This window comes from Aquicella siphonis (assembly GCF_902459485.1).
Lineage (GTDB): Bacteria > Pseudomonadota > Gammaproteobacteria > DSM-16500 > DSM-16500 > Aquicella > Aquicella siphonis.
On the sequence record NZ_LR699119.1, the window covers coordinates 1715807 to 1741691 of the forward strand.

Genomic DNA, 25885 nt, shown 5'->3' on the forward strand with positions numbered 1-25885 from the left:
GTTACAGCCTTGACTTCCAGAGCGTATTATATAGCCCGCAAGACAAGTGCGTGACATTGCGCAATTGCGCGGCGGCAAGCATGCTTGTTTAACAATATGCAACATAGTACATTACTCCAGTAACACCAATCCATGTTGTTTGTGCAAGATATACAAGGATGTCAATCACATGACCGTCGATAATTCAAATAACACGAGAATTGCCTCCCATTCAGACTTAGCCAACCTGTTGAAAGCGCATCCGGCTATAGATAAGCTAATAAAAACAAATGTGTACTCATACTACCTCGTTTATTTCACTCTGACGGTTTTTTTTATTACGCAGAGCATACGGCATTATTCCTGGGGCCATGTCACATCCGGCATCGCCGGCGGGTTAATAATCTGGTCTCTGACCGAATATACCATGCATCGATTTTTGTTCCACTGGAACCCAAGAAATCTGTTTGAAAAAGTCCTGGTCTATGCATTGCACGATGTTCACCATGCCTACCCAAGAGATGTATCCCGCTCAATTACACCGCTGGCGGCAAGCCTTCCGCTCGCGGCATTATTTTATTTTATTTTTCAGGCGGTCTTTGGGAAATACGCCATTTCCATTTTCCCCGGGTTTCTTTTGGGCTACATGATTTACACCATCATCCATGACTCAACGCATCATTTTCCCATGAACTTCTCACTGGCCAAGCAGCTTAAACGCCATCACATGCGGCATCATTATTTTGACAACAGAAAAAACTTCGGGGTTAGCAGCCCCATCTGGGATTATATTTTCAGAACCTATTCCAAAGGCTGAATCATGCTTTCATGCCATACTGCCTGATGCAGTTTCTTGTGTATGCGCCGTACCACTCCAGGAATGGCGCCAGCTCCCGGCTCATCCGCAAACGCTGCGATGATGACATGTCACGCAAAAGCAAGCTGTCATAATCCCTAAATAATCCCGCGTTGAATTCAGGATTATTGGCATAACCTGTTGGCAGCAATTCATGAAAATCAGCCATATATCGTGATGCGTCTCGTTCCACACGCGGGACAATTTCATTGCGCAGGTAGTTAGCCTGGATGGCACAGCCTGGGATATCGTTATCCCGGCTGGAATCAATCAGGTTCGCGTTTAACAGAAGCTTGTATTCGTCGAAGTCCTGTTTAGAAGAAGTCATAATATGAGAGATAATATTTTCCAGAAGGATATGACGGTTAGCCTGAATGTTTGTCAAATCAGAAAACGCCTTGTCGTTTCCCCTGATTTTATCAACCAGCGCCGTGAGAATGCTTGAATAAGTCAGCCCTCTTGTCAATGAGCTATGATATGGCTGGGTCATGTCCTGCACGTAATGCAAGCCCCAGCCCATAAAGAGTGCCGCCCAGTATGGATGGGACGTTTCGGCCGCGAAACGAGACAATGCCATATACATGGCTGCACGATATTCAGGGTAAGTGTTTTTTAATGTCGGCATCAAGAGAAATAACACGCCTGACTCATGATAACTGCTCATATGAAAAAAACCCTGCGAGCCGTAAGGAATGGCGGCAGCCCCAAACGGCTGGCTTCCAAATCCATATAATTTACCGAACAGCGAAGGATTGTTTTCATACAGATAAACGTCAAACCCAAAGTCAGGCTGGATGGAAGCGGTGGCAATCACATCGGCGAGACGCAAGTACGCATGATCCGGCACCGACACAAAACGATTTCTTAAGTTATCAGCCGCGATATAAGACGGCATCATTTCTCTGGCATCCAAGATACGATTGAAGTCGCGTCGCCGTCCATAAAAACCGGACGGATCATAAACCATCGGCCGTAACGGAACATCCAGATTGATTCTCAAGGCTTTTTCGAAGCAAACGTCAAGCGCCTTGGCGCAATCAGGTCTGGCTGGATCATAAATCAGCTGTTTGGGTAAAGGCTGGTATCCTGGTTCGCGATTCCGCGCCCACGTTTCAATTTCCATCATCCTGGCAGGCAAAGTCGTTTTTGTTGCCCACAGGAATGATTGCAGTGATTCAACCTGCACGGATTGATTGAGATAGCTCGCGGCAGAAACATCCCGACGCATCCACCCTTCCAAAACCTTGCGCGTTAATAGCGCATGGTCTTCCCATCCTGACGCCAGGGTGCTGAACAAGTACAATGTCAATATTAAAAAATAACGCAACATCGCCGCATCATATCATGGTCAAATTAAAACATTATACGAGTCAAGTATATGCTTGAAAACAAATGCTCGAAAAATCACGAAATCAACAGTTAATTTCAGCGCACGCACCGCACAAATGAATAAGTTTGTGATATGATTTAAACAGATACACCATTGAGTTTACATGCTCTTCATCGTGGAGCGTGAACATGAATTATTCAATCATAGGAATACTTTCGGCTCTCGCACTTTTCATTCTCATGATCTTGCTCATCGCGCTTGGCCACCATTTTGGAAAACAAAGGGCAGTCACCGGCGGATTAAACATCACGGAAGGAGCAGTATTCACCTTGATGGCATTACTGGTCGCCTTCACTTTTTCCAGCGCCAGCCAGCGATTCGACCAAAGACGAATAATGATCATTGAAGAAGCGAATGCGATTGGCACGGCTTATCTCAGGCTGGACATGCTGAAGCCGGATGAGCAATCCGCGCTAAGAAAAGACTTCATGATGTATATCAACTCCCGACTGGCCGTATACAAGCTTATTCCTGATTTTAATGCCGTTCACGAAGAATTGAAACGCGCCGAACAAATCAAGGCCAAGCTATGGCGCGACGCGGTCGCTGCATGTGCAAATTCAAATTCACCTTCAACCGCCATGCTGATACTGCCGGCCATCAAAGTACCGGGGTTTACGCCATGAAAAACAAGACACTCATTATTGCAGGCAACACCATCAAACCCGGAGAGCGAAAAGTCATTCTATTCCCCGCCCCCAATATCAATACACAAATCAAAATTGATATCCCTGTCCACATCTTTCACGGAAAGCGGGCCGGACCCAAATTATTTATCGTCAGCGCAATACATGGGGATGAATTAAACAGCATAGAAATCATACGCAGGGTGCATGAATATATACATAAACAGGAGCTGAAAGGGACATTGATTACCGTGCCGGTGGTCAATATTCATGGTGTCATCATGCAGACACGCTATCTCTCTGACAGAAGGGACTTGAACCGCTCATTTCCCGGCTCAAAAAAGGGCACACTGGCGGGACGGCTTGCGCACGCCTTGATCCAGCATGTCATGTCGAATTGCAATTACGGGATTGATTTGCATACCGGCGCGGTCGGCAGAATGAACATGCCGCAGCTGCGCGTTGACTTTAGCACTCCCGGTTCAAAAGATTTCGCCCGCAGCTTTAATGCCCCCGTTATTCTGGATTCCAAACAGCGCGACGGTTCACTCAGGCAGGCCGCAAGCGAACTGGGGATTCCTCTGATTGTTTATGAAGGCGGCGAAGCCCTGCGGTTTAATGAACTCTGTATTCGCGCAGGCGTACGCGGTATCGTGAGTGTCATGCATCATTTGAAAATGGTGAAATCCGGAGACAGGCATGCGGGCAAAAAATCAAAATCAGTCATCACTAAAACCAGCCGCTGGGTACGCGCGCCGGCAAGCGGTTTAATCGAACCTGTCAAGGATGCATTCGCGCGGTCAGTCAAGCAGGGGGAAATACTTGCCCGCATCCATGATCCGTTTCTGATGAACCCATCAACCCCTGTCATCGCGCCATTCGATGGAATTGTGATCGGCCAGTCGCTAAAAGCCATGACCACCGAAGGCGACGCCTTATATCACATCGCGAGCTTTAAAAAAATCACGGGTGTGCGCGCTTACATCGAAGAACTGCGCGAGGAAATTTCCAATCCCTGACGGTGACAAAAATGAATAAAACCGTTTAGCCGTTTATGTAAAAGGCCGGAACCTGCTCACATACTGATTAACATCTTCAAGCCTGGATGCCTCAATATGTACAGACAATTTGTCCAGGGTAAAATCCAGCATCAAATTAAAACAGCCTGACAAGTTATTGCTATCTTCCGCGCGCACACGCTGCTGCATGGCAGTCACATATTGATGCATTTCATCCAGGCTGCGCTCGGAATCCAGGAATGCGAGAATATCTTCCACTTTCTGGTGGTGGTGCCGCGTCAACCTGGCATAAAACGGAGAAGAATAACTGGCGAACAACCGGGCCACTGCCAGTTTTACCCACTGAGTGAATGATTTTTCACGCTCTGTCGTCACTTCATCCCAAACCTCTGCAAATTCCACCGGGTATTTTTTCGCCTGGGAAGAAGATTGACTGACAGCGAACAAACGATGTTGGTTAGAGGTATCAAACCTGGCAGCTACAATCTCGTCAAGATTGGATGCCGGCGCATTGAAAAAGCCAATGACCGCTGACCTGGGACGCGGCGGAGCAGGCGCCGCTTCCAGCCAGCTTTCCCGCAGTGTGATACACATTCTCTGCACTTGCACTCCGCTTTTCAATTTCACGAGAAACACAGCCGGCGTCTCATACGGAAAGAAAACATCCAGCTTGGCGTTATACTGTGCGGGAGTCTGAAAATGACAATAGCGGTAGGCGGAAGCAAGATCCGGAAACAGCCGCATCCATTTGCCATGATGAAACAAGCTTGCGGTAATCTCGTTGGCAGAATAATGGCTGCGCATTTGACTGCTTGAAACATCCGCGCCTGAAGCACCCAGGTAGGTCAGGTTAAAATCACCCAGATAGGAACTAAAAGTGCCATATAAATCAATGGGGATGCCAACCGCATAGTAAATGCGGCGCAGAGGATAGTCCATCACTGCCTGTTTGCTGCCGGCGCTCACCATGCTGAAGCGGCGCAGCGATTCCGGACCAAGATAAGAGAAAATATTCTGTTTGATTTCCGCGGGCATGCGAGAAAGAAAATCAGCTTCGCTTCTCACTTGCAGATAGAGCCGGGAGACGGTCTTGAGATAATTTTCCACAAGCTGGGCTTCCGTCTGGCCTTCAGCTGGTTCCCTCATCATGGTGACGCGCGCCTCGGTAAATAAAAACAGGGTTTGCGCCGCCTGGTCAGGCGACTTCAATACCTCCTGCAGCAGTGATTTCCTGATGGATTCCAGGGAAGAAAGTGCTTCTGCCGCAGCGGTTTCCGCCTCCCCATCAGGGCCGCTCAATCCGGCAAGGCGTTTTAAATCACGTTGCAAATCGTGTAACGCTTCACTCAGATAGGGATTGATAGCGCCTAAATGCTGGCGCAGCAGGCGGCATTCAGAAAATAGCGCCTGGATTTGCAGTGAAAAATTCATTCTCTTATCCCCGCTTGTGAAGAGGTTAGCCATTTTTATAGAAAAATGATATTAGTCCACCAGAAGTCAATGCTCAAGGCGTAAAAGCAAATTTGATAAAAATATGCCCAGGCAATATACTCCTGCATGGAAATTTCGGTTACACTAACTGCCATGCTAAAACGACGACCCTCATTGCAACAAATTCCTATTGATTTGCTGTTACGCGGCAAATATCAGCCCCGGCAGCATTTCGACCCTGAAAAACTGCGTGAACTGGCGGATTCCATAAAAAGTACCGGCGGCTTATTGCAGCCTATCGTCGTCCGCCCCGCCGCCTCGGGCCAGTATGAAATCGTCGCCGGGGAACGGCGCTGGCGCGCGGCGCAATTGGCAGGATTGCCGGATGTCAGCTGCCTGGTCTGCCAATATACCGATGAACAGGCGTTACAGGCTTCCATCGTGGAAAATATCAGCCGGGCCGATTTGAATCCCATTGAAGAAGCCCAGGCTTACCAGCGATTAATCGATGAGTTTCAATATCTGCATGAAGAAGTCGCCGCGTCCGTCGGCAAATCACGCACAGCCATTACCAATTCATTACGGCTGCTCAAACTGGATACCCAGGTACAACAGTGGCTGATCAGCGGGCAGTTAAGCGAAGGCCATGGAAAAATCCTCGCCGGCCTGGACCGCGGACATCAGGTGGAACTAGCCCAGCGCGGCATACAGAAAGGCTGGAATGTGCGTAAAATGGAACTGGAGGCGAAAAAACTGCAAAATGCTTCTGCCGTCACAGAAGGCCCTTATTCTGACGCCAACCTCAAGCAGCTTGAAACCGCCCTGTCTGAACACCTGGGCAACCGCACACAGATAGAATATGAAGAACGCGGCGGCGGCTATGTACGCATACGCTTTAACAATATCGATGAACTGGAAGGCCATTTTGACCGTCTGGGCTTCAAGTTTGAAGATTAATCACGGGCCGACACTCCGAAAAAAACACTCACAAATCCAGCCTGGAATCAGAGAGTATCGATTCCGCATTCAATCTGGCGAGACTGTTCCGGATGCGCCGCAAGCCTTTTTCCACGCTTTTCGTGCGCGTGCTTAATTCCGGATTTAAAACCGTCGTGGCGTGATTGATATGATCCAGGTATTTCACTAGCACTTCAGAAGACAGAAAAACCATTTCGTGCCCGCTGTCCACCAGCCGCTTGTGCATGTCTTTTCCCGCAACCATGTCGCCGCCAGAAAAACTCAGGTTCAAACGCCTGATCAAATCCATACGGTACATGGCGCAATGACTACGCAGATAATAATAATTCTTGCCCACTCCTTCTATGGCTTGCGGGTTTTGTCTCAGCAGACGGTAATAAGCCAGCTGGGCATTGCGTTCAAGCTTTTTCAAGACTTGCCGCCACATCGGTTTGGCTTCGAGCTTCCAGGAGCCCACTCCCGCGATGGCGGTTTTTTTTTCCATGTGTGAAATCAGAAAATTCAGCCAGTGCGGGTGTTTTATCAGCGTATCAGTATGGATGGACAAGACATAGGGCGTGCTGACCTGTTCCAGACCGAGGTCCAGGGCTCTGGAATGTGCGGAAATAGCCCCTTCGCCGGGAACAGCTTTCCGTTCGATTAATTTTATCCAGGAAAGACTGCGCAAATACTCGATGGATGCATCCCGGGATTCGTTATCAATCACAATAACTTCAGCCTGCCCGTGACAAGTGTGTTTGCGAATCAGACGCAGGCAAAGCTTCGTCAGTTCCGGCGTTTTATAATTAGGTATTAATATCGTCACTTGCGGGTGTTTCATGTCTATTCAAAGTTCACAGAGAATTAAAGAGCGACTATAATACGCGCTTCTATAACTAACGTGAAGAACCTTTGGGGCATCAATGAAAGGCATAATCTTAGCGGGCGGGTTAGGGACGAGGCTCTACCCGGCAACCCGGTCCATCAGCAAACAACTCTTGCCGGTTTATGATAAGCCCATGATTTATTATCCGATTTGCACACTCATGCAAGCCGGAATACGCGATATCCTGATCATTACCACCCCTCATGAATTGCCCATGTTCCAGGAGCTTCTGAGTGACGGATCGCAATGGGGCATCTCCCTTTCCTATGCTTCCCAGCCCCGGCCGGAGGGAATTGCCCAGGCATTTATCATTGCTGAGCATTTTATCGGCCAGGATTCAGTCTGTCTGATTCTGGGAGATAACATTCTGTACGGCGACAGTCTGTCAGACCGGCTGCGCCACGCCGCCGCCCAGCCGTCTGGAGCAACCATCTTCGGCTATTATGTTTCTGATCCTGAGCGTTATGGCGTCATTGTCTTCGACAAGGCCCAGCAGCCCGTTGATATTATTGAAAAGCCCGCCGCATTCGTATCACATTACGCTGTCATCGGCTTGTATTTTTACGACAATGATGTCATCCGCATCGCGAAAGGATTGAAACCGTCAGCCCGCGGCGAACTCGAAATCACTGATGTCAACCGGCATTACCTGAAGCAGAATAAATTACAGGTTGAAAAAATCGGACGCGGCACTGCCTGGCTGGACACCGGCACACATAAGTCTTTACTGGATGCCGCCAATTTCATTTATGTCCTGGAACAGCGCCAGGGTTTGAAAATCGGCAGCCCGGAAGAAGTTGCCTGGCGCACGGGATTAATCACGATCGATCAGCTCGAAAAGCTCGCCGCCACTCAAGTCAAAAGCGGTTATGGCGAATATCTGCTGGATCTGGTTGAATAAAAGCAAAAGAGAATATTATGAAAATCACTGAAGGGCCGCTGACGGGCCTGCTAATCATTGAACCCAGAATCTTCACTGACAGCCGCGGCTATTTTTATGAAGTATTTCAACAGCAGCGTTATCAGGAACACGGCATTCCGGCTTTTGTGCAAGACAATGTTTCGCGCTCCAGATACGGCGTACTGCGCGGACTGCATTACCAGCTGCCGCATCCGCAGGGCAAGCTGGTCTATGTCACGCGCGGCAGCGTATGGGATGTGGCCGTGGACATTCGCGTTTCTTCACCGACATTCGGTCAATGGTTTGGCGCGCACCTCAACGATGAAAACCACAAACAGATCTATATTCCACCCGGGTTCGCCCACGGTTTTTGTGTGTTGTCGGAGGAGGCTGACTTTCATTATAAATGCACAGACTATTACTTTCCCGGCACAGAACAAGGCATCGCCTGGAATGACAAACGTCTCAATATTCCCTGGCTCGTGCACAATCCGGTTCTGTCACCCAAAGATGAAATACTTCCCGGCCTGAATGATATTACGCATGCAAAATTATTCCCTTAAAATTCTTGTCACCGGCGGCGCAGGACAGCTGGCAAACGCCTTACGCGCATACCAGCACACCCGCTTTCATCTTGTTGCGGCAACGCGCTCAGACCTGGACATTACACAAGAGGCCTCCATTCAAAAGGCGATTTCGCGCCACAAACCCGATCTCATTGTCAATGCAGCCGCATATACTGCGGTTGACAAGGCAGAACAGGAACAAGATGCCGCGATGCGCGTGAACCATCTTGGCGCACAAAATATCGCTGCTGCCTGTCGTAAAAACCGGATTCCGCTTATTCATCTCTCTACTGATTACCTCTTTGACGGGCATTCTAAAACTCCTTACCGCGAAGAAGACACCTGTCACCCGCTCAATATCTATGGCAAAAGCAAGTGGCTGGGCGAACAGGCTGTGCGGGAACAGTGTGAAGAACATGTCATTTTGCGCGTCAGCGCGGTTTTCAGTGAATTCGGCCATAATTTTCTCAAAACCATGCTGCGGCTTGCCGCCGAGCGGGATGAGTTACGCGTGATTGCCGACCAGGTCACTTGCCCGACATACGCGGGCCATATCGCCAAGGTCATTTATGATCTGGCGGACAAATCATCCCCCTGGGGAACCTATCACTATTGCGACACCGCGCCAGTATCGTGGCACCAATTCGCCTCCGTCATCATTCAGGAAGCGAACCGCCATAAAAAACTTCGCGTCACAAAAATCCACCCCGTTCCCGCGGCGGAATATCATACACCGGCGATGCGGCCGGCATTTTCTGTCCTGGATTGTCATAAGATCGCCAGCGATTATCAAATTACACAAGCCGCATGGATGGATGCCGTAAAAAAAATTGTTCCGTCCCTTCTATCAGGACAGGATAAGACAAACACATAAGGAACTCCTCATGCAGAAGTATCAACCTCGATTCATGTTGGTCACGGGCGGCGCAGGATTCATAGGCGCAAATTTCATCCGTCATGTGCTTGCGAACGAACCTGCGGTTCATATCATCAATCTCGACAAACTGACTTACGCAGGCTCGCTTGATAATCTCAGGGATTTACCCGGCGGCGAACGTCATCATTTTATCCGCGGCGACATCACCGACGCCGAATTCATACGCCATGTTCTCCAGCATCATCATATCGACACTATCGTGCATTTTGCGGCCGAAAGCCATGTCGATCGATCCATCTCGGGGCCCGCGGCATTTGTTGAAACCAATGTCACGGGAACATTCGTCCTGCTGGAATCCGCGCGTTACCACTGGTTTGAAGTTGATGAAATCGATGCGTCGCAATGCCGGTTTCACCATATATCTACCGATGAAGTGTATGGATCCCTGTCCGGCAGCGAACCGCCTTTCACGGAAAAAACCGCTTACGCACCGCGCTCACCTTATTCCGCCACCAAAGCCGGCTCGGATCATTTGGTCAGCGCCTATTTTCATACCTACGGATTGCCGGTGACCATTTCCAATTGTTCGAATAATTACGGCCCATACCAGCATCCGGAAAAATTCATCCCCACCATCATTCGTTCCTGCCTGAACTGGCAGCCTGTCCCCATTTACGGAAACGGAAAAAATATTCGTGACTGGATGTATGTCGATGATCACTGCAAAGGCATTCTGGATATCATCAAACACGGAAAAACTGGCGAACGTTACAATCTGGGCGGTCAGAACGAATGGGAAAATATTCAATTGGCGCGTTACATCTGCGAACAGATAGATAAACGCCGTCCGCGTGAAAAGTCACACTCGACTTTACTGGAATTTGTTACAGACCGGCCCGGTCACGATTTTCGTTACGCCATCGACCATGCCAAGATTAAAACGGAACTGGGCTGGGAGCCGCAGGAATCCTTCGAGACAGGGATCAAAAAGACCATAGACTTTTACTGGCGAGATTAGCTCTTACTTTACAAGAACGCATCATCGCCAGATCTGGTACACTTGTCCGGTCTGCGCCCCTTCAACGCTTTTGCTGTAGGCAAGGGCCGCGCGCGCGGCAGGCACGGATTCGAAACCATGAAAATAATCACCGTAATCCTCCAGGGATTCGGTAATGACCGTCGGACTCACCGCATTAATACGGATTTGCCTGGTCATTTCAATCGCCGCAGCCTTGCAAAAGCTGTCGATTGCGCCGTTCACCATGGAAGCCGAAGCGCCGTAGCGTATGGGATCAGCACTCAATATTCCGCTGGTCAGGGTGAAAGATCCCCCGTCTTGTATGCGTGCCAGACCTGCTGTAACCAGATTCACCTGACCCATCAGCTTGTCCTGCAGCCCGACAAAATAATTTTCCGCCGTCATATCGGCCAGGCTTCCAAAATGCACTTTGCCCACTGTTGAAACCACTGCGTCGAACTGTCCCACAGACTGGTACATGTTTTCTATGGATTGAATGTCTCTGATATTCACTTGCACATCACCGTGCGTGAATCCCGCCACAATGACTGTATGGCGCTTGGCGAGCTCGCTGACTACCGCCTTGCCGATAGTTCCCGTTCCCCCCACTACAATGATTCTCATGATTATGCCCTCAGTTTTGAAGTAAGATTATATGCTTGGAATGAGAAAAACAATATTTGCAAATAGCACGCTTATTAGAATATTGAAACTAATTTATCCATGACAGGCCAATTGCCTTCCAGCAAGGGCAGAGACAGAATTTCCTCGCGAGTAAGCCATTGTATCGCCTGATTTTCCAGGCTTTTTGGCTCGCCCGAAAATTCCGCGACCAGCCAGATTTCAAGATGCACGATTTTATCCGGGTATGAATAAGTGTGATCAAACAAATGCGAAGCAGCCATGACTTCTATACCTAATTCTTCCTGTAATTCACGCTTCAACGCAGACTCGCCCGATTCATTCTGCTCGATCTTGCCGCCCGGAAATTCCCAGAAACCGCTGTAAGGCTTACCCTTGGGCCGTTCCGCCACCAGCAGGCGGCTGTTGCGCATGAGAATACCCGCAACGGCATGTATGGTCTTCAACCGAGTTTCCCGTGACATTGCTTGTATTTTTTTCCTGACCCGCAGGGACAGGGGTCATTGCGGCCAGTCTTGACCGCGCCGCGCGTGAAAGTCTGATTGGCAAGAAAAGCCGGCTCCATTTCCCTGACCGCCACCTCGGAATCATGCAAAGCATCGACTTCAGCATGCTGGTATTCCATGAGCGTGGGAGCGGCATGACGGCGCTGCGCCTGCATTTGCTCAACATCTTGTTCAACCTTGACTTCAAACTTGCTAAGAGAGGAAATCACATCATAGTTAACCTTGTCCAGGAGCTGGGCAAACAGCTCAAAAGCTTCGCGCTTGTATTCCTGTTTAGGATTCTTTTGTGCATAACCGCGCAAGTGTATCCCCTGGCGCAGATAATCCATCGCTGCCAGGTGCTCGCGCCAGGAAATATCCAGCGTCTGCAGCATAACGGCTTTTTCAAATTGACGCATCACCTTGGGTGTGACTTGCTCGTCTTTCTGTGCATACGCCTGCCGGAATTCGGATTGTATGCGTTCACGCAGCTTTTCTTCATCCAGGGTTTCATCCTGTTCCAGCCACTTGCTCACCGGCAATTTCAGGTTGAAATCACTTTCCAGTCGCTGTTCCAGGCCCGGAATATCCCACTCTTCTTCCATGCTGTGCGGTGGAATGAATGCGCTGACCAGCTGATCTATCACCCGGCGGCTGATATCGGTAATGGTCTCCGCGACACTTTCCGCCGTCAGCAGTTCGTCTCTCTGGCGGTATATGACCTTGCGCTGTTCATTGGCCACATCATCATATTCCAGCAATTGTTTACGCACATCGAAATTGTAGGCTTCAACCTTGCGCTGGGCATTTTCAATACTGCGCGACAACATGCGCGATTCCAGCGCCGCGCCTTTTTCCATGCCTATGCGCTGCATGATGGCATTCAGACGTTCACCGCCAAAAATACGCAGCAGATTATCCTGAAGGGAAAGATAAAATCGCGATTTGCCAGGATCGCCCTGACGGCCGGACCGTCCGCGCAGCTGGTTGTCGATACGGCGGGACTCATGCCGCTCGGTTCCCAGCACATACAAGCCTCCGGATGCCACCACTTGCGCGTGACGGTCATCCCAGGCTTTTCTCCGCTTTTCAATTTCTTCGGGAGCCGGTGATTCCAGTGCTCTTAATTCTGCTTCCAGATTACCGCCCAAAACAATGTCGGTGCCGCGGCCCGCCATATTGGTCGCAATGGTCACCGCGCCGGGACGACCCGCTTCGGCGACAATCTGCGCTTCTTTTTCATGGAATTTGGCATTTAATACCTGGTGTGGAATTTTCTCTTTCTTCAACAAGCCAGAGAGATATTCCGACGCTTCAATCGACGTGGTGCCGACCAGAATAGGCTGTCTGGTTTCATGGGTTTTCTTGATGTCCGCGACAATCGCCGTAAATTTTTCCTCACTGGACATATAGACAAAATCTGGATTGTCTTCCCGTATCATGGCCTTGTGCGTGGGAATCACAATGACTTCCAGTCCGTAAATCTGCTGGAATTCATATGCTTCTGTGTCAGCCGTGCCTGTCATGCCGGCAAGTTTCTGATAAATGCGGAAATAATTCTGGAAGGTAATTGAAGCGAGTGTCTGGTTTTCCTGGTTAATCTTGACTTTTTCCTTCGCTTCCACCGCCTGGTGCAATCCATCCGACCAGCGCCGGCCAGGCATGGTTCTGCCCGTGTGCTCATCCACAATCACCACATCGCCTTGCTGCACGATGTAGTCGATATCACGATGAAACAGGGTATGCGCGCGCAACGCCGCATAAATGTGGTGCATTAATACGATATTCTGGGCGTCGTAAAGGCTTTCCCCTTCTCTCAGCAAACCGGCTTTGGTCAGTAACTCTTCAACGTGCTGATGGCCTTCCTCGCTTAAAAACGCCTGCTTGGTTTTTTCATCCAGTGAATAATCACCAGGGCCGTCCTTTTGTTCCTGTTTGATCAGCTGCGGAATAATTTCGTTAATGGTGATATACAAATCCACACTGTCTTCCGCGGAACCGGAAATGATAAGAGGAGTACGCGCCTCATCGATCAGAATGGAGTCCACTTCATCCACAATGGCGTAATGCAAGCCGCGCTGGACTTTGTCAGCCAGGCTGAACACCATGTTATCGCGCAGGTAATCAAACCCGAATTCATTATTTGTCCCATAGGTAATGTCCGACCGGTAAGCTGCCTGCTTGTCTGCAGCGTTCATGCCGTGCAGATTGACGCCTACCGACAGTCCCAGAAATTCATACAAGGGCCGCATCCATTCCGCGTCGCGCCGCGCAAGATAATCATTGACCGTCACAATATGCACGCCATTCTGCGGCAAGGCATTCAGATAAGCCGAGAGTGTCGCGACCAGTGTTTTACCTTCGCCTGTACGCATTTCCGCGATATTGCCGCCGTGCAACACCATACCGCCTATCAGCTGGACATCAAAATGACGCATGTTCAGCGTACGCCTTGCGGCTTCACGAACCACTGCAAATGCTTCCGGCAAAAGTGAATCCAGTGCTTCGCCGCCTTGCAAACGCTGGCGAAACTCGCCTGTTTTCGCGCGCAGCGCCTCATCAGAAAGAGAAGAGATCTGTGGTTCCAGCGCGTTGATTCTTTCTACTGTTTTCCAATACTTGCGCAGTACACGTTGATTGCGGCTGCCGAGAACGTTCGTAAAAATGCGATTTAGCATGATATGTGTCTTTACCTAGAAAAAAATCAAATGAAAACATTACCGTGTTCAAGGAAAAAGTCAAATAAACAATTTGCCCGCTGCACAACACGAGCAGCGCAAGTATATAGCAAAAACGCTTGTTCGGCACGCCTTATCAGCCTGCATGAAGCGGCATCAAACAATTAATAAGCGGCGCATGCAAGCCTGAGAGACCGGCGTGACCTGCGCCCGGGCAGGAGGTATACTCCCAGGCTTTGATTCTTACGCAGGTGCGCATCATGTCATTCTGGAGCCGTTTGAAAGATTATGTGGTGACAGGGATATCCGTTGTCAGCCGGGCCATATATAATGGCGGGCAAGGATTTTACAGTCTGATCAAGGTGATGGACTACTTCAAGGCCACCGGCCATCCCGCCGCTACCGCCGCTATCGGCGTAGGAGTGACCGGGACCGTTGGATCAACATTTCTGGTCAAGACCGTACCAACCTACTCCCAGGTCTCAAGCTCTCCTCAAAATGAAGAACAGGCGCCATTGGGCTGGGGAGGCTGGATTACCGATGGAGCGCTCAAAACATCCGGTATGATTTATGGAGGCATGAATGCCGTCAGCGCTTATTTTCTGACGACGCTGATCAGCGAAGGTTTGAACAACCTCGTCAGCGCCGAAGCCGAAACGGCACTCTGGAAGGATATTCTGATACAGATTGGCGCAGTCATTGTTGCAGGCGCAACACTGTATAATTACTACACGAACGACTACCGCTATATCAAACAGAATACCCGCATTATTGGCGAAAGCGTAGACGAACGACATTTCGCGCTGAATAAAAGCATGGCCAAAACGCTGGCGACATCGTCATTAAACCTGGTTACCTATCCCATGCAGGCTTTTTTCTTCGCCAAACCATCCATCGCGGGTCTTCCCTATCTGGGGAAAGCCCTGGGTACCACCGGCACAAACATTCTTAGCGGTCTTGCCAGCGGAACCACCCTGCTTACCGTGGTATCCTGGCTTCCGAGTGTTTACAAACATTTTAATCAGCAGCCCGGCGCAGACGCGCAAGCGGTTGTCATTCCCGCGAACTGCAAAACCATTTCGTATAAAATCGCCTCTTACACCACCGGCACCCTTGATTCGCTAGGCAGCAATGGATTGGGGCCTTTTATCAGCGTCATTTTCACCATGAACACACTGTTCCAGCTTAATCCTTATGGCTGGATTATCGGCCTTGCAGCCTTATGCGGTCTCAATGCGTTTTTCATGAACCTGCTCTTTTCAACCAAGGAAGGGACAGATTCCACATTAAATCTCTTGTACGCATCAGACATGCCCCCCGCTTCTGCCCAGGAAACTCGCCGCCTGCTGGATAACACACCAGACCTTGAAACCGGCACCAGCTCACCGGATCAATCCGATTCTGAAACATCGACGCGCGGAAACATTCAAGGATTTTACTCACCGCAGGCACAAAGGGCCGTGGCTCATCTGTTTCCCTCCAGCGCAGCCGGTGATTCAGTCCTGCCTGTCTCAGGCCCTGCTCATACCAGCACGCCTGTGCCGGTTGCCGAATCGGCCAGATTGCGGTCCTCAAAGTAAGAAATGACACTGGATCAGGGCGCGGCTTTGCCATTTGCCACGACACTGTTATAGTGAAGTCATGTTGTTTTTTTCAGGTCCATGATGAAAGATTCTTCCTTTAGAAAAGCAGATGCCTTTATCGGGAGCCAGAGCAGGGACCTGGGTTCCCTGTTCGCGAAAATTCGTTCGCTGGCCGCGTTAAACCAAAAAATCAGCGGATATCTGGCTCCGGAAATTGCCCCGTATTGCCAAGCCGCCAATCTGACCGGTGGAAAACTGATATTCACCGTCGCAAACGGGTCCATTGCCACCCGGCTGCGGTTTATGTCTGCCGATTTGCTCAGGCAATTCAGCTGTGATCCAGGATTGAAGCACATCCGGCTGATCGAATGCAAAGTACGTCTCACCTCTTCTTCTGCTGCTCCCAGACCCTCCGCCGCGGGAACACGAAACATGCCGCTGCTCGCGCGTGAAACGGCTGAATTGGTCAGGGAGATGGCCGAGTCCATCACTGACCCCAAATTGAGGGCCATCATGGAAAGAATCGCAAACCGCACAGACACCAAAACAGCTTAAAAATGGACACAGATAGTGTCCCGGCAAGAAGATGAGCGGTTGGATTTCAGAGCCGGTAAAATACACAGTACTGGCGTAAGCTTACGCTTCCAGCAGTAACGGCCGCAGATAAGAAATCGGTGCAGTGGTTTTGTCTTCGAAAGTGACAAATTCCCATGCTTCCTTATTGGCGAGCAAATGGCGCAACAACTTGTTGTTAAGCGCATGTCCGGACTTATGGCCAGTGAAAGCACCAATCAGGCTGGAACCCAGGAGATACAAGTCCCCGACAGCGTCCAGGATCTTGTGTTTAACGAATTCATTTTCATAACGCAGGCCGTCTTCATTCAAGACACGGAAGTCATCAATGGCAATCGCGTTATCAAGGCTGGCGCCACGCGCCAGGTTAAGAGCCTGCAGCTTTTCAAAATCCGCCATAAAGCCAAAAGTACGAGCCCGGCTGACTTCCTTGACATAAGACAGACTGGAAAAGTCCAGGGTTGCGGTTTTGGTATGCGACTTGAAAAGCGGATGATCGAAATCAATGGTGAAAGTCACTTTGAAGCCATTGAATGGTTCAAATGAAGCCCATTTATCACCTTCCTTGATTTTGACTTTGCGTTTAACGCGGATAAACCGCTTGGGAGCATTTTGCTCTTCAATTCCCGCTGACTGGATAAGAAATACGAAAGGCCCGGCGCTGCCATCCATGATGGGAATTTCAGATGCGGTGACGTCTACGAATGCATTATCAATACCTAATCCAGCAAAAGCGGACAATAAATGCTCAACGGTAGAAACCCTGACATTATCTTTCGTCAGCGTGGTAGATAAAGTGGTATCTCCTACGTGTTCAGCCAGAGCCGGTATTTCGACTATGGGAGAGAGATCAATACGTCGGAAGAGGATTCCGGAATTCACGGGCGCAGGACGCAGGATAATCTCTGCACGCTCACCGCCATGCAAGGTAATACCCGTGGCTTTAATAACATTTTTAAGCGTACGTTGTTTAATCATTCCTTGCTTCATATTCGTGGCAACACCTGAGCATAATACCATAATGATATGTTTTTTTGAAATAAAAATAAAAAGCCCGCCTCTATCCCTTTACCGGACTTTTCTGAAGTGCCTTTTTTATCATTTTCTGTATTGAATATCCATGCTTTTATTACTGTGTTGATGTTTTTTTTCAATTTGACTGACGAGGATGTTTCCAGTTGTGAACTTTCAGCAAAGGACCCGGGCAGACGCATTGAGGCGGTATAATCCTTAAACAGGCGAATCCGGTGACAACCACCCCAGGCTTTCCCGAAAACAGTTATATATTCCGCATCGGGATCATCCTTTTCCTCAGACAGAGATACCCGTTCGGCCTGGGACACCGGTTTGTACCGTTCCAGCGCATGCTGCCAGCAGGCATTGCGCTTTTGCAACACAAAAGTATTTTCTGCCAGTCTGTCCAGCGTCATGGATCCGGAATTTTTTGCAAGCTGACGCTCCATTTTGGCATGGAGATACTGCAATTCAGTACGATCTACCGGCACATCCGTACTGCTAGCCGGCTGATGGCTGTCTTCTTGCTGACCTAGCAGTAGTTTAACCTGGGCATATAATTCAGCGAAGATAGTAAATTGCTCCATGTAGGCATCCAGCATGGAATTGATACATTGCACAATCTGTTCCCTGGTATCCAATCCCTGTAATGAGTCAATATCAAGACAGTCAAGCGCATCTTCAATTATTCCCTTATCGTCAGTCAAATCTGCCAGCCCTTCAAGAAACAATTGTCTGAGCTTCCCGACCGAAGCGACAAAGCTTTCCTGTGGCTCGGCTGCAAACGCATCCAGCCGGTTTCTAAGGGCAACCGCCGCATGATGCGACTTGATAATGGATTGTTTATGCTCGAAAGTACATGTTTTACCTGCCGCGGCAATTTTCCTGTCCAGCAAGATATCGTCGAAAACCTGTATGGCATCATCCAGAGATCCGCGATGATCCGGGCGGCGCGATGACATAACGGACAACAGATTCTTGATGGCCTGGGCAGGTGACACAGCAAGACCAGTCTCGCCGCTGCGCTTGCCCATATCCATAATCCCCTTAAAGAGATTTTTGAATACGCAATGATGAGCCAGGTCACTGGCTTCCTGCATTTTTTTCGAAGCGTTTTGATCCGCCCGCCATAACAAGGCCAGGATCCAGGCTGCGCCGAAGATATCACTTTTTTGCGTAATGATTTGCAGATCAAAAAATTCAGGCGACCCAAACAAGGGGGTCCCGCGTCCGCGCTCGCCGTCGTCAAAAGTCGCGTCTGTTGAGAGGCCGTAGTCTATGATTGTCACCTTGTAACGTTTGGCAACGGGATCGAATATGAACATGACATTGGCGGGCTTGATATCCCTGTGGGTAATATGGTTGTCATGGACTTGCGTTTTTAAAGCTCGCAGAAAAGCCCTGGATAATTTCAAGCGTTTTTCCGTAGTGGTCGTATTGCGCTTGCTATCCCTTTCCGCCGCATCTCTTGTGAAAAATTTCTCCATATCTTCGCCCGCGACATAGCGCATGACAATCGCGCCCTGGTTGGCGCCGGCCGCCTGAAAAAAGGTAGGCTGTTTGGCGTGTAATATGAAGATGCGGCGTGACATATCACTTTCTTTTTGTATGTGCGCCGCTTCAGACTTGGGAATGATTTTTCCAATCATTGCCTTGCCGGTATGGCGGGTGATTGTCCGGTCAGGATGCAGTTTTAATGTTCCGCTGATTTTTTCAATATTTCCAAAACAGCCGTTTTTGCTTTGCAATCCGCCTAGCACGACGCCGGAATAAACATCAAAATGATAATCATCGGGCAGGCTCCCGCATTTTCTTCCAATCAAACTGGAAGTCAGGCAAATATCCTGAGGCAGTGACATTTTAAATTTTTCACTTATTCCCTGCCGTTGCAGCGCGTCACACATTGTCTCGGTAAAAGCAAGCGGTGTATTTCTGGGAACATATAAATTGCCTTGCTGAATTTGTTCCTGGAGATAAACCCATAATATCATCTCATCCGCGCGATTCAGATTCGCGGGATCGATCAGACGATACGCCTGTCCCGTCTGGGAACGGCGCGGCGCTTGCACCTCAACTTGTGTTCGGGATTGCATGTTGTGTGATTCCTCTGTTTGTTTTGTGTCATCTTACAATCCGCTATCGCGGAATTTATAGCTGGCTTTTAACCACCGGCGTCAATTCTACGCCATTAAGCTTAACAACGATTCTGCTGTGTCTATCGGGTGCGAAAAACCCTTCTCGCGAACTTTCCGCTTTCTGGCCGCGATCAGAAGACGGGCCTGATCCGCACACCGAAGCATCGCCACTCTCACACATGGATTGAGTTTGTGCCTGATCCGCCAGATCGCTTAATGCAGCTGATATTTTTAATCCTAGCTTTGTGCATTTATGAGTCAATCTTAACCTGTCATCCAGTGTGCGCGCAAGACGTAAGTTTTTTTGCAATAATTGGTCAATGGGGGCCAGCAAGGCGCGGACAGCGCGAGCCCTGTCAAACCGATCTTCAGGTTTTTTCGCTTCGCGCAGGAGAGAACTCAGCTTTGACTGCAAGATTTCAAGCTCGCATCTTGATTGGTGATAATTTTCCAGGACTTCCTTCACCTGATTCATGACAGCAAACCGGGATGTCAAACCCCGCAATGCCTGGATACGTAAAACATCAAGAAACTCGGCAATCACTTCCGATGAATCCGGCAAGGTTTCCAATGCCATACTGATATCTCCAGCCATCATAGATTCATCATAATCAGCGGCGGCAAATTTTCTGCGGAGTTGCGCCGCCATTTTCCGTGCGCGGACAAGATCCTGTCGGCCTTGTCTGTCTGAAACACCCTCTCTTCTATCCGCCAGTATCTCTTCAAAGACTTCAATCGCATCAAACAAATCAGGGCGCGCGTCTTGCTCAGGCGCTGACATATCTTGCAATAGACGCGTTATTCTAGCCCTGCAAGTTTCATCCAGGTCTGCGATTCCTTTAAACATATTGTCAAAGTGATAATGCAAGGCATCAATACGCGCCTTTTCCAGATCAATGCAACTGTCGCTCTTGCCGGGTGACGACAGATTGGGAATATCGGCGCGCCACAAGAATCCAAGCACGCGCGCGGTTGAATACACATCTGTTTTCACACTCGTGCCCGCATGCGCGTAGACTTCCGGCGCGGCAAACGGCGGCGTTGAAAGACAGCTGCCCGCGTCAGGCTGTGATGCCATTTTACTCGAGCCCAAATCAATGATATTGACTTGCGGACAACCCAATACGCTTTCCTGTCTTTTGTCGTAATAAACCAGAATATTCGCAGGCTTGACATCCCTGTGCACTATCCCGCGGGAATGAATTTGTTCCTGTATGGCATAGAGAATGTGCAGGGACAATTCCAGACGCTGATCAATCGTGAATAGCAGTCCCTTCCTGTCCTGATTAATCAGGGCAAATAATTCTTCGCCATGAAAATAACGAATAACGCTGAAACTGCGGGCCTGGTGGTCAATGAAGGTAGGTTTTTTACTATGGAGATGCGGTGTGAACACACCGTTTTGATATTCATTGACTGCGTGATCCGGATCAAACCGTGCATCATCATGAAACTGTTCCTTGATGACGCGCGGCGACTCTTTCAGCTTCAGACTGCCATCCATCTGCGGCGCCAGCACCCCTCTGCTCTTGTAAACCCGGCTGAAGTGGCCCGACCCCAATTCATCGCCCACAATTTCATAGCGATAATCTTGCGGATTATTTTCACACTGTCTCCAAACCAAAGAATATTTCAAATCAACTTCTATGATTTGTTCACTTCCGGAAGCGGCACCGGGAATTTTGATACGGGTTTTACCCTGAGGAAAATAATAACAGCCGTTCGTCTCGATTGCACAACGAAGCAAAATACCCAGAAACAGGCTCTGGTCATGAGTTAATGCCAGGGGATCCAGGCATTGCGTTTTAATCAGGCATGAATCAGAATGATTCACAAAGGGGCTGGGGCACTGCCGTAAAATGCGCTGCAGCTGATGAAAAACATTCGGCTCAGGCGAATCCATTCCAACTCTAGAAAGCATGCTTTAACATCTCTCAGAAGTTTCGTTCAAACTCCGGTCAATATGTCAAAGTACTGATTGTGCCTCCTGAAATCAAGCCTCTTCTTCCTTGCGCCGCAAAAATGCAGGAATATCCAGGTAATCAAGATCGTGCATTTTATCTGCTGCCGGTATCGCGCGATTCGATGGCTGCACATAACCCTGAGCCTGTGCCGGCGCCGCAGCGGGTGAAACACCGTGTTTGCGAATAATGGTCGGCTTTTCCAGCTGGCCGTAATCAACGCTGCCATCATGTGATTTGACATGTTCAATAACAGGCGCTTTCAGTGCAACAGCCGCCTGCTTTCTGCCCAGCCCGGTGACAATGACCGTCACTCTCACTTCATCACGCAAATCAGGGTCAATGACCGTGCCCACCACTACCGTCGCGCTTTCAGAAGTAATATTCTTGACAACTTCGCCCACTTCTTCAAATTCACCAATTGAGAGATCCAGTCCAGCCGTGATATTGACCAGTACGCCCTTGGCGCCGGACAAATCCACATCTTCAAGCAGCGGACTGGCTATGGCAGCTTCTGCCGCCATACGCGCGCGATTATCCCCGGAACTGACGCCCGTACCCATCATGGCCATCCCCATTTCAGACATGACCGTACGCACATCCGCAAAATCCACATTGATCAGGCCCGGACGTGTGATCAATTCCGCTATCCCCTGCACTGCGCCTCGCAGCACGTCGTTCGCAGCCTTGAATGCATTAATGAGCGTGACGTTTTTACCCAGCACGCTTAATAATTTGTTATTGGGAATCGTGATAAGTGAGTCTACATGCTGTGACAGATTGGCAATGCCTTGTTCAGCCGTTTGCAAGCGCATCCTGCCTTCAAACGTGAATGGCTTGGTGGTGACAGCCACAGTCAGTATACCCAGCTCTTTCGCAATCTGCGCAAATACGGGCGCAGCGCCTGTACCCGTGCCTCCGCCCATGCCTGCGGCGAGAAAGACCATATCTGCGCCAGTCAGTGCGGTACGAATCTTTTCGCGGTCTTCTTCCGCGGCACGCCGTCCGACCTCAGGGTTCGCGCCGGCACCCAGCCCGCGGGTGATTCCTTCGCCCAGCTGGATAACCGTGTTCGCAGAAGAATTTTTGAGCGCCTGGGAATCGGTATTGGCACAAATAAATTCCACGCCTTCGATATGGCCAGCCATCATGTGCTCAATCGCATTGCCACCGCCGCCGCCGATGCCGACGACCTTAATCACTGCATTTTGTTGACACGTATCCAATAATTCAAACATGCCATCACTCCATTAGGACTCGTTAAAAATTACCCTGGAACCAGTTTTTCATTCTCGACCATAAACTTTTTATACTGGGCTGATTGATCACAACTTCACGCTGGCTCAGACGCTGCTTCTGACCATACACTAGCAAACCCACGCCAGTCGCGTAAATAGGATTGTGAATGATGTCAGGCAAGCCGGTCACGCTGAAAGGCTTGCCTATCCGCACAGGAATCTTGAATATCCGCTCCGCAAGCTCCTGTGCCCCTGCGATCTTGGACGCACCCCCCGTCAATACGATGCCCGCCGCGATAAAATCTTCCAAACCGCTGCGGCGCAACTCTGATAACGCCAGAGTGAATAATTCCTCATATCTTGCCTCAATCACTTCCGCCAGCGCGCGCGCAGGCAAACGCCGGCCTGCCCGGTCTCCAATGGTGGGGATTTCGATCTGCTGATTGCTATCCACCAGATCCTGCAAGGCACAGCCAAATTTGATTTTGATTTCTTCCGCGTTACGCGTTGGGGTGCGCAGCGCAATCGCGATGTCATTGGTGACCTGGTCGCCGGCAATCGGTATCACCGCGGTATGACGGATGGCGCCGTCGGTAAAAATAGCTATATCACTGGTTCCGCCGCCGATATCAATCATGCAGACACCCAGTTCCTTTTCATCATCCGTTAAAATTGACTGACTTGAAGCAAATTGTTCAAGCACGATATCACTGGTCGCGAGACCGCAGCGCTTCATGCACTTTACGATATTCTGCGCCGCACTAACCGCGCCAGTCACAATATGGACTTTCGCTTCCAGCCTGACACCGGACATGCCGACAGGCTCACGAATGGAATCCTGATTATCAATGATAAATTCCTGAGGGAGTACATGCAGGATTTTCTGGTCAGCAGGAATAGCGATGGCCTTGGCGGCATCAATGACACGCTCCACATCACTTTGGGACACTTCCCTGTCGCGTATCGCGACGATGCCATGCGAATTGATGCTGCGGATATGACTGCCGGCAATGCCGGTATAAGCAGAAAAAATCTCACAGCCGGCCATGTGTTCAGCGTCTTCCACAGATCGCTGAATGGATTGAACCGTTGACTCAATATTAACAACCACACCTCTTTTTAATCCCTGCGATGGATGCGATCCAAATCCGATCACATTCAATTTACCATCGCCTGTCATTTCACCCACCAGGGTGACCACTTTAGAAGTGCCGATATCAATGCCCACCAAGAGATCTTTGTTCACTGGCTTCTTTGCCATATTTATTCTTCCAATATTCTATCGGATTCAGGTACTTACTGTCTCTTTCCAGCGCACCGCCATCCCATTGGGATAGCGTAAATCTATATAATCCACCTCTGTGGCGCGCGCGCCCACGATTTTCGGGTACACTTTCACAAAATGACTCAAACGAGTCAAGATATCTTTATGCCCTATTTGCATGGTAATTCCGTTATCCAGCGTTAATTTCCATGTAAAATACGGAGTCAGCTCCAGATGAGAAATCTTAGCATGTAATGGGAACAATAATCGATTGATGTCGTTGAAATACTTCAGCATGAAAATCTGCTGGCCTGATGGGCCGATAAAGTCAGGCAAATTGGCTGGATAAGTTTCTCTGGGAGGAGTAAACACTTCTCCTGCTTCACTGAGCAGACTTTCATTATTCCAGCGTGCTGCGGGTTTTTTTTCCACCAGCTTGACTTCGATCTGATCAGGCCAGATGCGGCGCACGTAAAGCTCTGACACCCACGGCATCTGCGATAAACGGTCGCGTATGTATTCCACGTTCACAGTAAAAAAGCCGCGGCTCACCAGCGGAAGCAGCAAACTGCGGACTTCTTCATTATTCACCCGGTTGACACCAAACACACGGACCGTCTTGATTGGGAAGTAACGCGCAAGATCAAGCTGATTGAGGGCAAAAACAATGGAAATGATCACCGCGCCAAGAAACGATATTTTCAAAATCTGGGACAGATGTTGCAAGAGTTTGAATTTCTGTTTTCCTTTTCTCACGTCCATTGCACATACCTTTGTGGACTTGCCCCATCACCCAAGACAAAATCAGACAAGTGTATTTTTGAGGCAGCTCCTAGGTTTTCTGCCGGCCAATAATACAAACTTCAGGTATCAATCGTACACTGGTTTTTTCTTCTACGGTAGCACCCACACTGGTAATCAGATTTTCAATATCCGCGGAAGTCGCGTCGGATTCGTTGATAATAAAATTGGCGTGTTTTTGCGAGACCCGGGCGCCTCCCAGCTGTTTTCCTTTCAACCCGCACTCTTCAATCAGTCTTCCGGCAAAGCTGCCGGGAGGATTACGAAAAACCGAACCGCAGTTCGCTGTGCCTGTAGGCTGGCTGTTATTACGCTTTTCCAGCAGCGTACGGATATAGGCAAGCGACTTTTCCTTGTCTCCAGGCTGCAATCCAAAATAACCGGCCACGAACCACTCACTCTCAGGCCTGATCACATGCCGGTAACTCACCGTGAAATCTGCCAGGGGACGAAGTTTGATTTCACCTGTCCGGTTGATGGTTTCCACCATGCGTACATGCTGCCAGGTTTCGCCGCCAAAACACCCGGCATTCATGGCCAGCGCACCGCCGACTGTTCCCGGAATACCCGCCATAAATTCGAGACCGGCCGATCCCGCCCGCGCGGTAAACCGCGCAAGCTGCGCAGAGGCAATACCCGCTTCGGCGCGCACTTCCAGGGGATTGATTTGCTCGATTTTGTTCAGCGCACCCTGGGTAATCACCACCACGCCTTCAAGGCCGCCGTCGCGAATCAGGGTATTGCTTCCCAGCCCCAGCCAGGTGACAGGCAGAGAAGCGGGTATTGCACGCAGAAAAAGCGAAAGGTCTTCAAGGTCTGCCGGAATGAAGACATAATCAGCCGGGCCGCCCGTGCGCCAGGAAGTATAGTTTGCCAACACTTCATTTTTTAGCAGCCTGCCGCGCAACAAGGCTGCGACAGACGATGGGATGATTTCATTCATATCTTTTTCCACAAACCATATCGGGCCGCGCCGGCACAGAGATCCGGGCGCAGCCAGCTGAC

General features: G+C 49.7%; 23 protein-coding genes. 10 read left to right on the plus strand and 13 right to left on the minus strand.

Going from position 1 to position 25885, the window contains the following annotated elements:
• Positions 1-169 precede the first annotated feature (169 nt).
• The gene (locus AQULUS_RS08025; protein ID WP_148339542.1) at positions 170-796 is read left to right on the plus strand and encodes a sterol desaturase family protein; all 627 of its coding nucleotides are present in this window, start codon (positions 170-172) and stop codon (positions 794-796) included.
• A gap of 1 nt (position 797) precedes the next feature.
• Here the strand turns inward: AQULUS_RS08025 and AQULUS_RS08030 are convergent, their stop codons facing one another.
• Positions 798-2165, minus strand: coding sequence for a hypothetical protein (locus AQULUS_RS08030; RefSeq protein ID WP_148339543.1), 1368 nt, complete (start codon positions 2163-2165; stop codon positions 798-800).
• A 188-nt stretch (positions 2166-2353) separates the two neighbouring features.
• Here AQULUS_RS08030 and AQULUS_RS08035 point away from each other — a divergent pair, with 188 nt between their 5' ends.
• The gene (locus AQULUS_RS08035; RefSeq protein WP_148339544.1) at positions 2354-2851 is read left to right on the plus strand and encodes a hypothetical protein; all 498 of its coding nucleotides are present in this window, start codon (positions 2354-2356) and stop codon (positions 2849-2851) included.
• Positions 2848-3870: a succinylglutamate desuccinylase/aspartoacylase family protein gene (locus AQULUS_RS08040; RefSeq protein ID WP_148339545.1), complete on the plus strand. Its 1023-nt coding sequence runs from the start codon at positions 2848-2850 to the stop codon at positions 3868-3870. Before AQULUS_RS08035 ends, AQULUS_RS08040 begins: the two co-directional genes overlap by 4 nt.
• A gap of 33 nt (positions 3871-3903) precedes the next feature.
• On the opposite strand, the gene AQULUS_RS08045 is transcribed toward AQULUS_RS08040, so the two are convergent.
• Positions 3904-5301, minus strand: coding sequence for an F-box protein (locus AQULUS_RS08045; RefSeq protein WP_172622784.1), 1398 nt, complete (start codon positions 5299-5301; stop codon positions 3904-3906).
• 153 nt (positions 5302-5454) lie between these two features.
• Between AQULUS_RS08045 and AQULUS_RS08050 the strand changes: the two genes are divergently transcribed.
• Positions 5455-6258: a ParB/RepB/Spo0J family partition protein gene (locus AQULUS_RS08050; protein ID WP_172622785.1), complete on the plus strand. Its 804-nt coding sequence runs from the start codon at positions 5455-5457 to the stop codon at positions 6256-6258.
• 28 nt (positions 6259-6286) lie between these two features.
• On the opposite strand, the gene AQULUS_RS08055 is transcribed toward AQULUS_RS08050, so the two are convergent.
• Positions 6287-7099, minus strand: coding sequence for a glycosyltransferase family 2 protein (locus tag AQULUS_RS08055; protein WP_148339548.1), 813 nt, complete (start codon positions 7097-7099; stop codon positions 6287-6289).
• An 82-nt stretch (positions 7100-7181) separates the two neighbouring features.
• Here AQULUS_RS08055 and rfbA point away from each other — a divergent pair, with 82 nt between their 5' ends.
• From rfbA to rfbB, 4 genes are read left to right on the plus strand one after another with little or no spacing between them, the layout of a single operon-like run.
• On the plus strand, positions 7182-8045 hold the full coding sequence (gene rfbA, locus AQULUS_RS08060) for a glucose-1-phosphate thymidylyltransferase RfbA (protein ID WP_148339549.1): 864 nt from the start codon (positions 7182-7184) through the stop codon (positions 8043-8045).
• 17 nt (positions 8046-8062) lie between these two features.
• Complete coding sequence (rfbC, locus tag AQULUS_RS08065; RefSeq protein WP_148339550.1) at positions 8063-8608, plus strand: dTDP-4-dehydrorhamnose 3,5-epimerase; 546 nt, start codon at positions 8063-8065, stop codon at positions 8606-8608.
• Positions 8589-9485 (plus strand): dTDP-4-dehydrorhamnose reductase, encoded by an 897-nt coding sequence (gene rfbD, locus AQULUS_RS08070; RefSeq protein ID WP_172622786.1) that lies wholly within the window; start codon positions 8589-8591, stop codon positions 9483-9485. Before rfbC ends, rfbD begins: the two co-directional genes overlap by 20 nt.
• Positions 9486-9495: 10 nt before the next feature.
• Positions 9496-10506, plus strand: coding sequence for a dTDP-glucose 4,6-dehydratase (gene rfbB / locus AQULUS_RS08075; RefSeq protein WP_148339552.1), 1011 nt, complete (start codon positions 9496-9498; stop codon positions 10504-10506).
• Positions 10507-10527: 21 nt separating this feature from the next.
• Here rfbB and AQULUS_RS08080 read toward each other — a convergent pair whose 3' ends face one another.
• The 3 genes from AQULUS_RS08080 to secA all read right to left on the minus strand — a co-directional run bounded on the left by AQULUS_RS08080 (position 10528) and on the right by secA (position 14311).
• The gene (locus AQULUS_RS08080) at positions 10528-11130 is read right to left on the minus strand and encodes a short chain dehydrogenase (protein WP_148339553.1); all 603 of its coding nucleotides are present in this window, start codon (positions 11128-11130) and stop codon (positions 10528-10530) included.
• Positions 11131-11204: 74 nt separating this feature from the next.
• Positions 11205-11612: a (deoxy)nucleoside triphosphate pyrophosphohydrolase gene (locus AQULUS_RS08085; protein ID WP_148339554.1), complete on the minus strand. Its 408-nt coding sequence runs from the start codon at positions 11610-11612 to the stop codon at positions 11205-11207.
• Positions 11591-14311 carry a preprotein translocase subunit SecA gene (gene secA, locus AQULUS_RS08090; protein ID WP_148339555.1) on the minus strand — a complete coding sequence of 907 codons (2721 nt, stop codon included), beginning with the start codon at positions 14309-14311 and terminating at the stop codon, positions 11591-11593. The genes AQULUS_RS08085 and secA overlap by 22 nt, the downstream gene beginning before the upstream one ends.
• A 260-nt stretch (positions 14312-14571) precedes the next feature.
• On the opposite strand from secA, the gene AQULUS_RS08095 reads away from it, so the two are divergent.
• Together AQULUS_RS08095 and AQULUS_RS08100 are read left to right on the plus strand one after the other, a co-directional pair.
• Positions 14572-15891 (plus strand): hypothetical protein, encoded by a 1320-nt coding sequence (locus AQULUS_RS08095; protein ID WP_148339556.1) that lies wholly within the window; start codon positions 14572-14574, stop codon positions 15889-15891.
• Positions 15892-15972: 81 nt separating this feature from the next.
• Positions 15973-16449, plus strand: coding sequence for a DciA family protein (locus AQULUS_RS08100; protein ID WP_148339557.1), 477 nt, complete (start codon positions 15973-15975; stop codon positions 16447-16449).
• Positions 16450-16530: 81 nt separating this feature from the next.
• Here AQULUS_RS08100 and lpxC read toward each other — a convergent pair whose 3' ends face one another.
• The 7 genes from lpxC to murB all read right to left on the minus strand — a co-directional run bounded on the left by lpxC (position 16531) and on the right by murB (position 25823).
• The gene (gene lpxC / locus AQULUS_RS08105; RefSeq protein ID WP_148339558.1) at positions 16531-17445 is read right to left on the minus strand and encodes a UDP-3-O-acyl-N-acetylglucosamine deacetylase; all 915 of its coding nucleotides are present in this window, start codon (positions 17443-17445) and stop codon (positions 16531-16533) included.
• 8 nt (positions 17446-17453) lie between these two features.
• A complete protein-coding gene (locus AQULUS_RS08110; protein WP_148339559.1) occupies positions 17454-19574 on the minus strand; it encodes a protein kinase domain-containing protein in 2121 nt (706 codons plus the stop codon).
• Between the two features lie 55 nt (positions 19575-19629).
• A complete protein-coding gene (locus AQULUS_RS08115; protein WP_148339560.1) occupies positions 19630-21537 on the minus strand; it encodes a protein kinase domain-containing protein in 1908 nt (635 codons plus the stop codon).
• A gap of 72 nt (positions 21538-21609) precedes the next feature.
• Positions 21610-22815: a cell division protein FtsZ gene (gene ftsZ, locus AQULUS_RS08120; protein WP_148339561.1), complete on the minus strand. Its 1206-nt coding sequence runs from the start codon at positions 22813-22815 to the stop codon at positions 21610-21612.
• A gap of 22 nt (positions 22816-22837) precedes the next feature.
• The gene (gene ftsA, locus AQULUS_RS08125; protein ID WP_148339562.1) at positions 22838-24076 is read right to left on the minus strand and encodes a cell division protein FtsA; all 1239 of its coding nucleotides are present in this window, start codon (positions 24074-24076) and stop codon (positions 22838-22840) included.
• A 27-nt stretch (positions 24077-24103) separates the two neighbouring features.
• Entirely contained in the window at positions 24104-24841 is a 738-nt protein-coding gene (locus AQULUS_RS08130) for a cell division protein FtsQ/DivIB (RefSeq protein WP_148339563.1), read from the minus strand.
• A gap of 70 nt (positions 24842-24911) precedes the next feature.
• Entirely contained in the window at positions 24912-25823 is a 912-nt protein-coding gene (gene murB / locus AQULUS_RS08135) for a UDP-N-acetylmuramate dehydrogenase (RefSeq protein WP_148339564.1), read from the minus strand.
• Positions 25824-25885: the final 62 nt, after the last annotated feature.

Coding starts and splice junctions, on each gene's coding strand:
- rfbD (WP_172622786.1), top strand. CDS start 8,589: ATGCAAAATTATTCCCTTAAAATTCTTGTCACCGGCGGCGCAGGACAG.
- AQULUS_RS08030 (WP_148339543.1), bottom strand. CDS start 2,165: ATGTTGCGTTATTTTTTAATATTGACATTGTACTTGTTCAGCACCCTG.
- rfbC (WP_148339550.1), top strand. CDS start 8,063: ATGAAAATCACTGAAGGGCCGCTGACGGGCCTGCTAATCATTGAACCC.
- ftsZ (WP_148339561.1), bottom strand. CDS start 22,815: ATGTTTGAATTATTGGATACGTGTCAACAAAATGCAGTGATTAAGGTC.
- lpxC (WP_148339558.1), bottom strand. CDS start 17,445: ATGATTAAACAACGTACGCTTAAAAATGTTATTAAAGCCACGGGTATT.
- AQULUS_RS08035 (WP_148339544.1), top strand. CDS start 2,354: ATGAATTATTCAATCATAGGAATACTTTCGGCTCTCGCACTTTTCATT.
- AQULUS_RS08045 (WP_172622784.1), bottom strand. CDS start 5,301: ATGAATTTTTCACTGCAAATCCAGGCGCTATTTTCTGAATGCCGCCTG.
- AQULUS_RS08100 (WP_148339557.1), top strand. CDS start 15,973: ATGATGAAAGATTCTTCCTTTAGAAAAGCAGATGCCTTTATCGGGAGC.
- AQULUS_RS08055 (WP_148339548.1), bottom strand. CDS start 7,099: ATGAAACACCCGCAAGTGACGATATTAATACCTAATTATAAAACGCCG.
- AQULUS_RS08110 (WP_148339559.1), bottom strand. CDS start 19,574: ATGCAATCCCGAACACAAGTTGAGGTGCAAGCGCCGCGCCGTTCCCAG.
- AQULUS_RS08130 (WP_148339563.1), bottom strand. CDS start 24,841: ATGGACGTGAGAAAAGGAAAACAGAAATTCAAACTCTTGCAACATCTG.
- AQULUS_RS08050 (WP_172622785.1), top strand. CDS start 5,455: ATGCTAAAACGACGACCCTCATTGCAACAAATTCCTATTGATTTGCTG.
- secA (WP_148339555.1), bottom strand. CDS start 14,311: ATGCTAAATCGCATTTTTACGAACGTTCTCGGCAGCCGCAATCAACGT.
- ftsA (WP_148339562.1), bottom strand. CDS start 24,076: ATGGCAAAGAAGCCAGTGAACAAAGATCTCTTGGTGGGCATTGATATC.
- AQULUS_RS08115 (WP_148339560.1), bottom strand. CDS start 21,537: ATGCTTTCTAGAGTTGGAATGGATTCGCCTGAGCCGAATGTTTTTCAT.
- AQULUS_RS08025 (WP_148339542.1), top strand. CDS start 170: ATGACCGTCGATAATTCAAATAACACGAGAATTGCCTCCCATTCAGAC.
- AQULUS_RS08040 (WP_148339545.1), top strand. CDS start 2,848: ATGAAAAACAAGACACTCATTATTGCAGGCAACACCATCAAACCCGGA.
- AQULUS_RS08085 (WP_148339554.1), bottom strand. CDS start 11,612: ATGTCACGGGAAACTCGGTTGAAGACCATACATGCCGTTGCGGGTATT.
- AQULUS_RS08080 (WP_148339553.1), bottom strand. CDS start 11,130: ATGAGAATCATTGTAGTGGGGGGAACGGGAACTATCGGCAAGGCGGTA.
- murB (WP_148339564.1), bottom strand. CDS start 25,823: ATGAATGAAATCATCCCATCGTCTGTCGCAGCCTTGTTGCGCGGCAGG.
- rfbB (WP_148339552.1), top strand. CDS start 9,496: ATGCAGAAGTATCAACCTCGATTCATGTTGGTCACGGGCGGCGCAGGA.
- AQULUS_RS08095 (WP_148339556.1), top strand. CDS start 14,572: ATGTCATTCTGGAGCCGTTTGAAAGATTATGTGGTGACAGGGATATCC.
- rfbA (WP_148339549.1), top strand. CDS start 7,182: ATGAAAGGCATAATCTTAGCGGGCGGGTTAGGGACGAGGCTCTACCCG.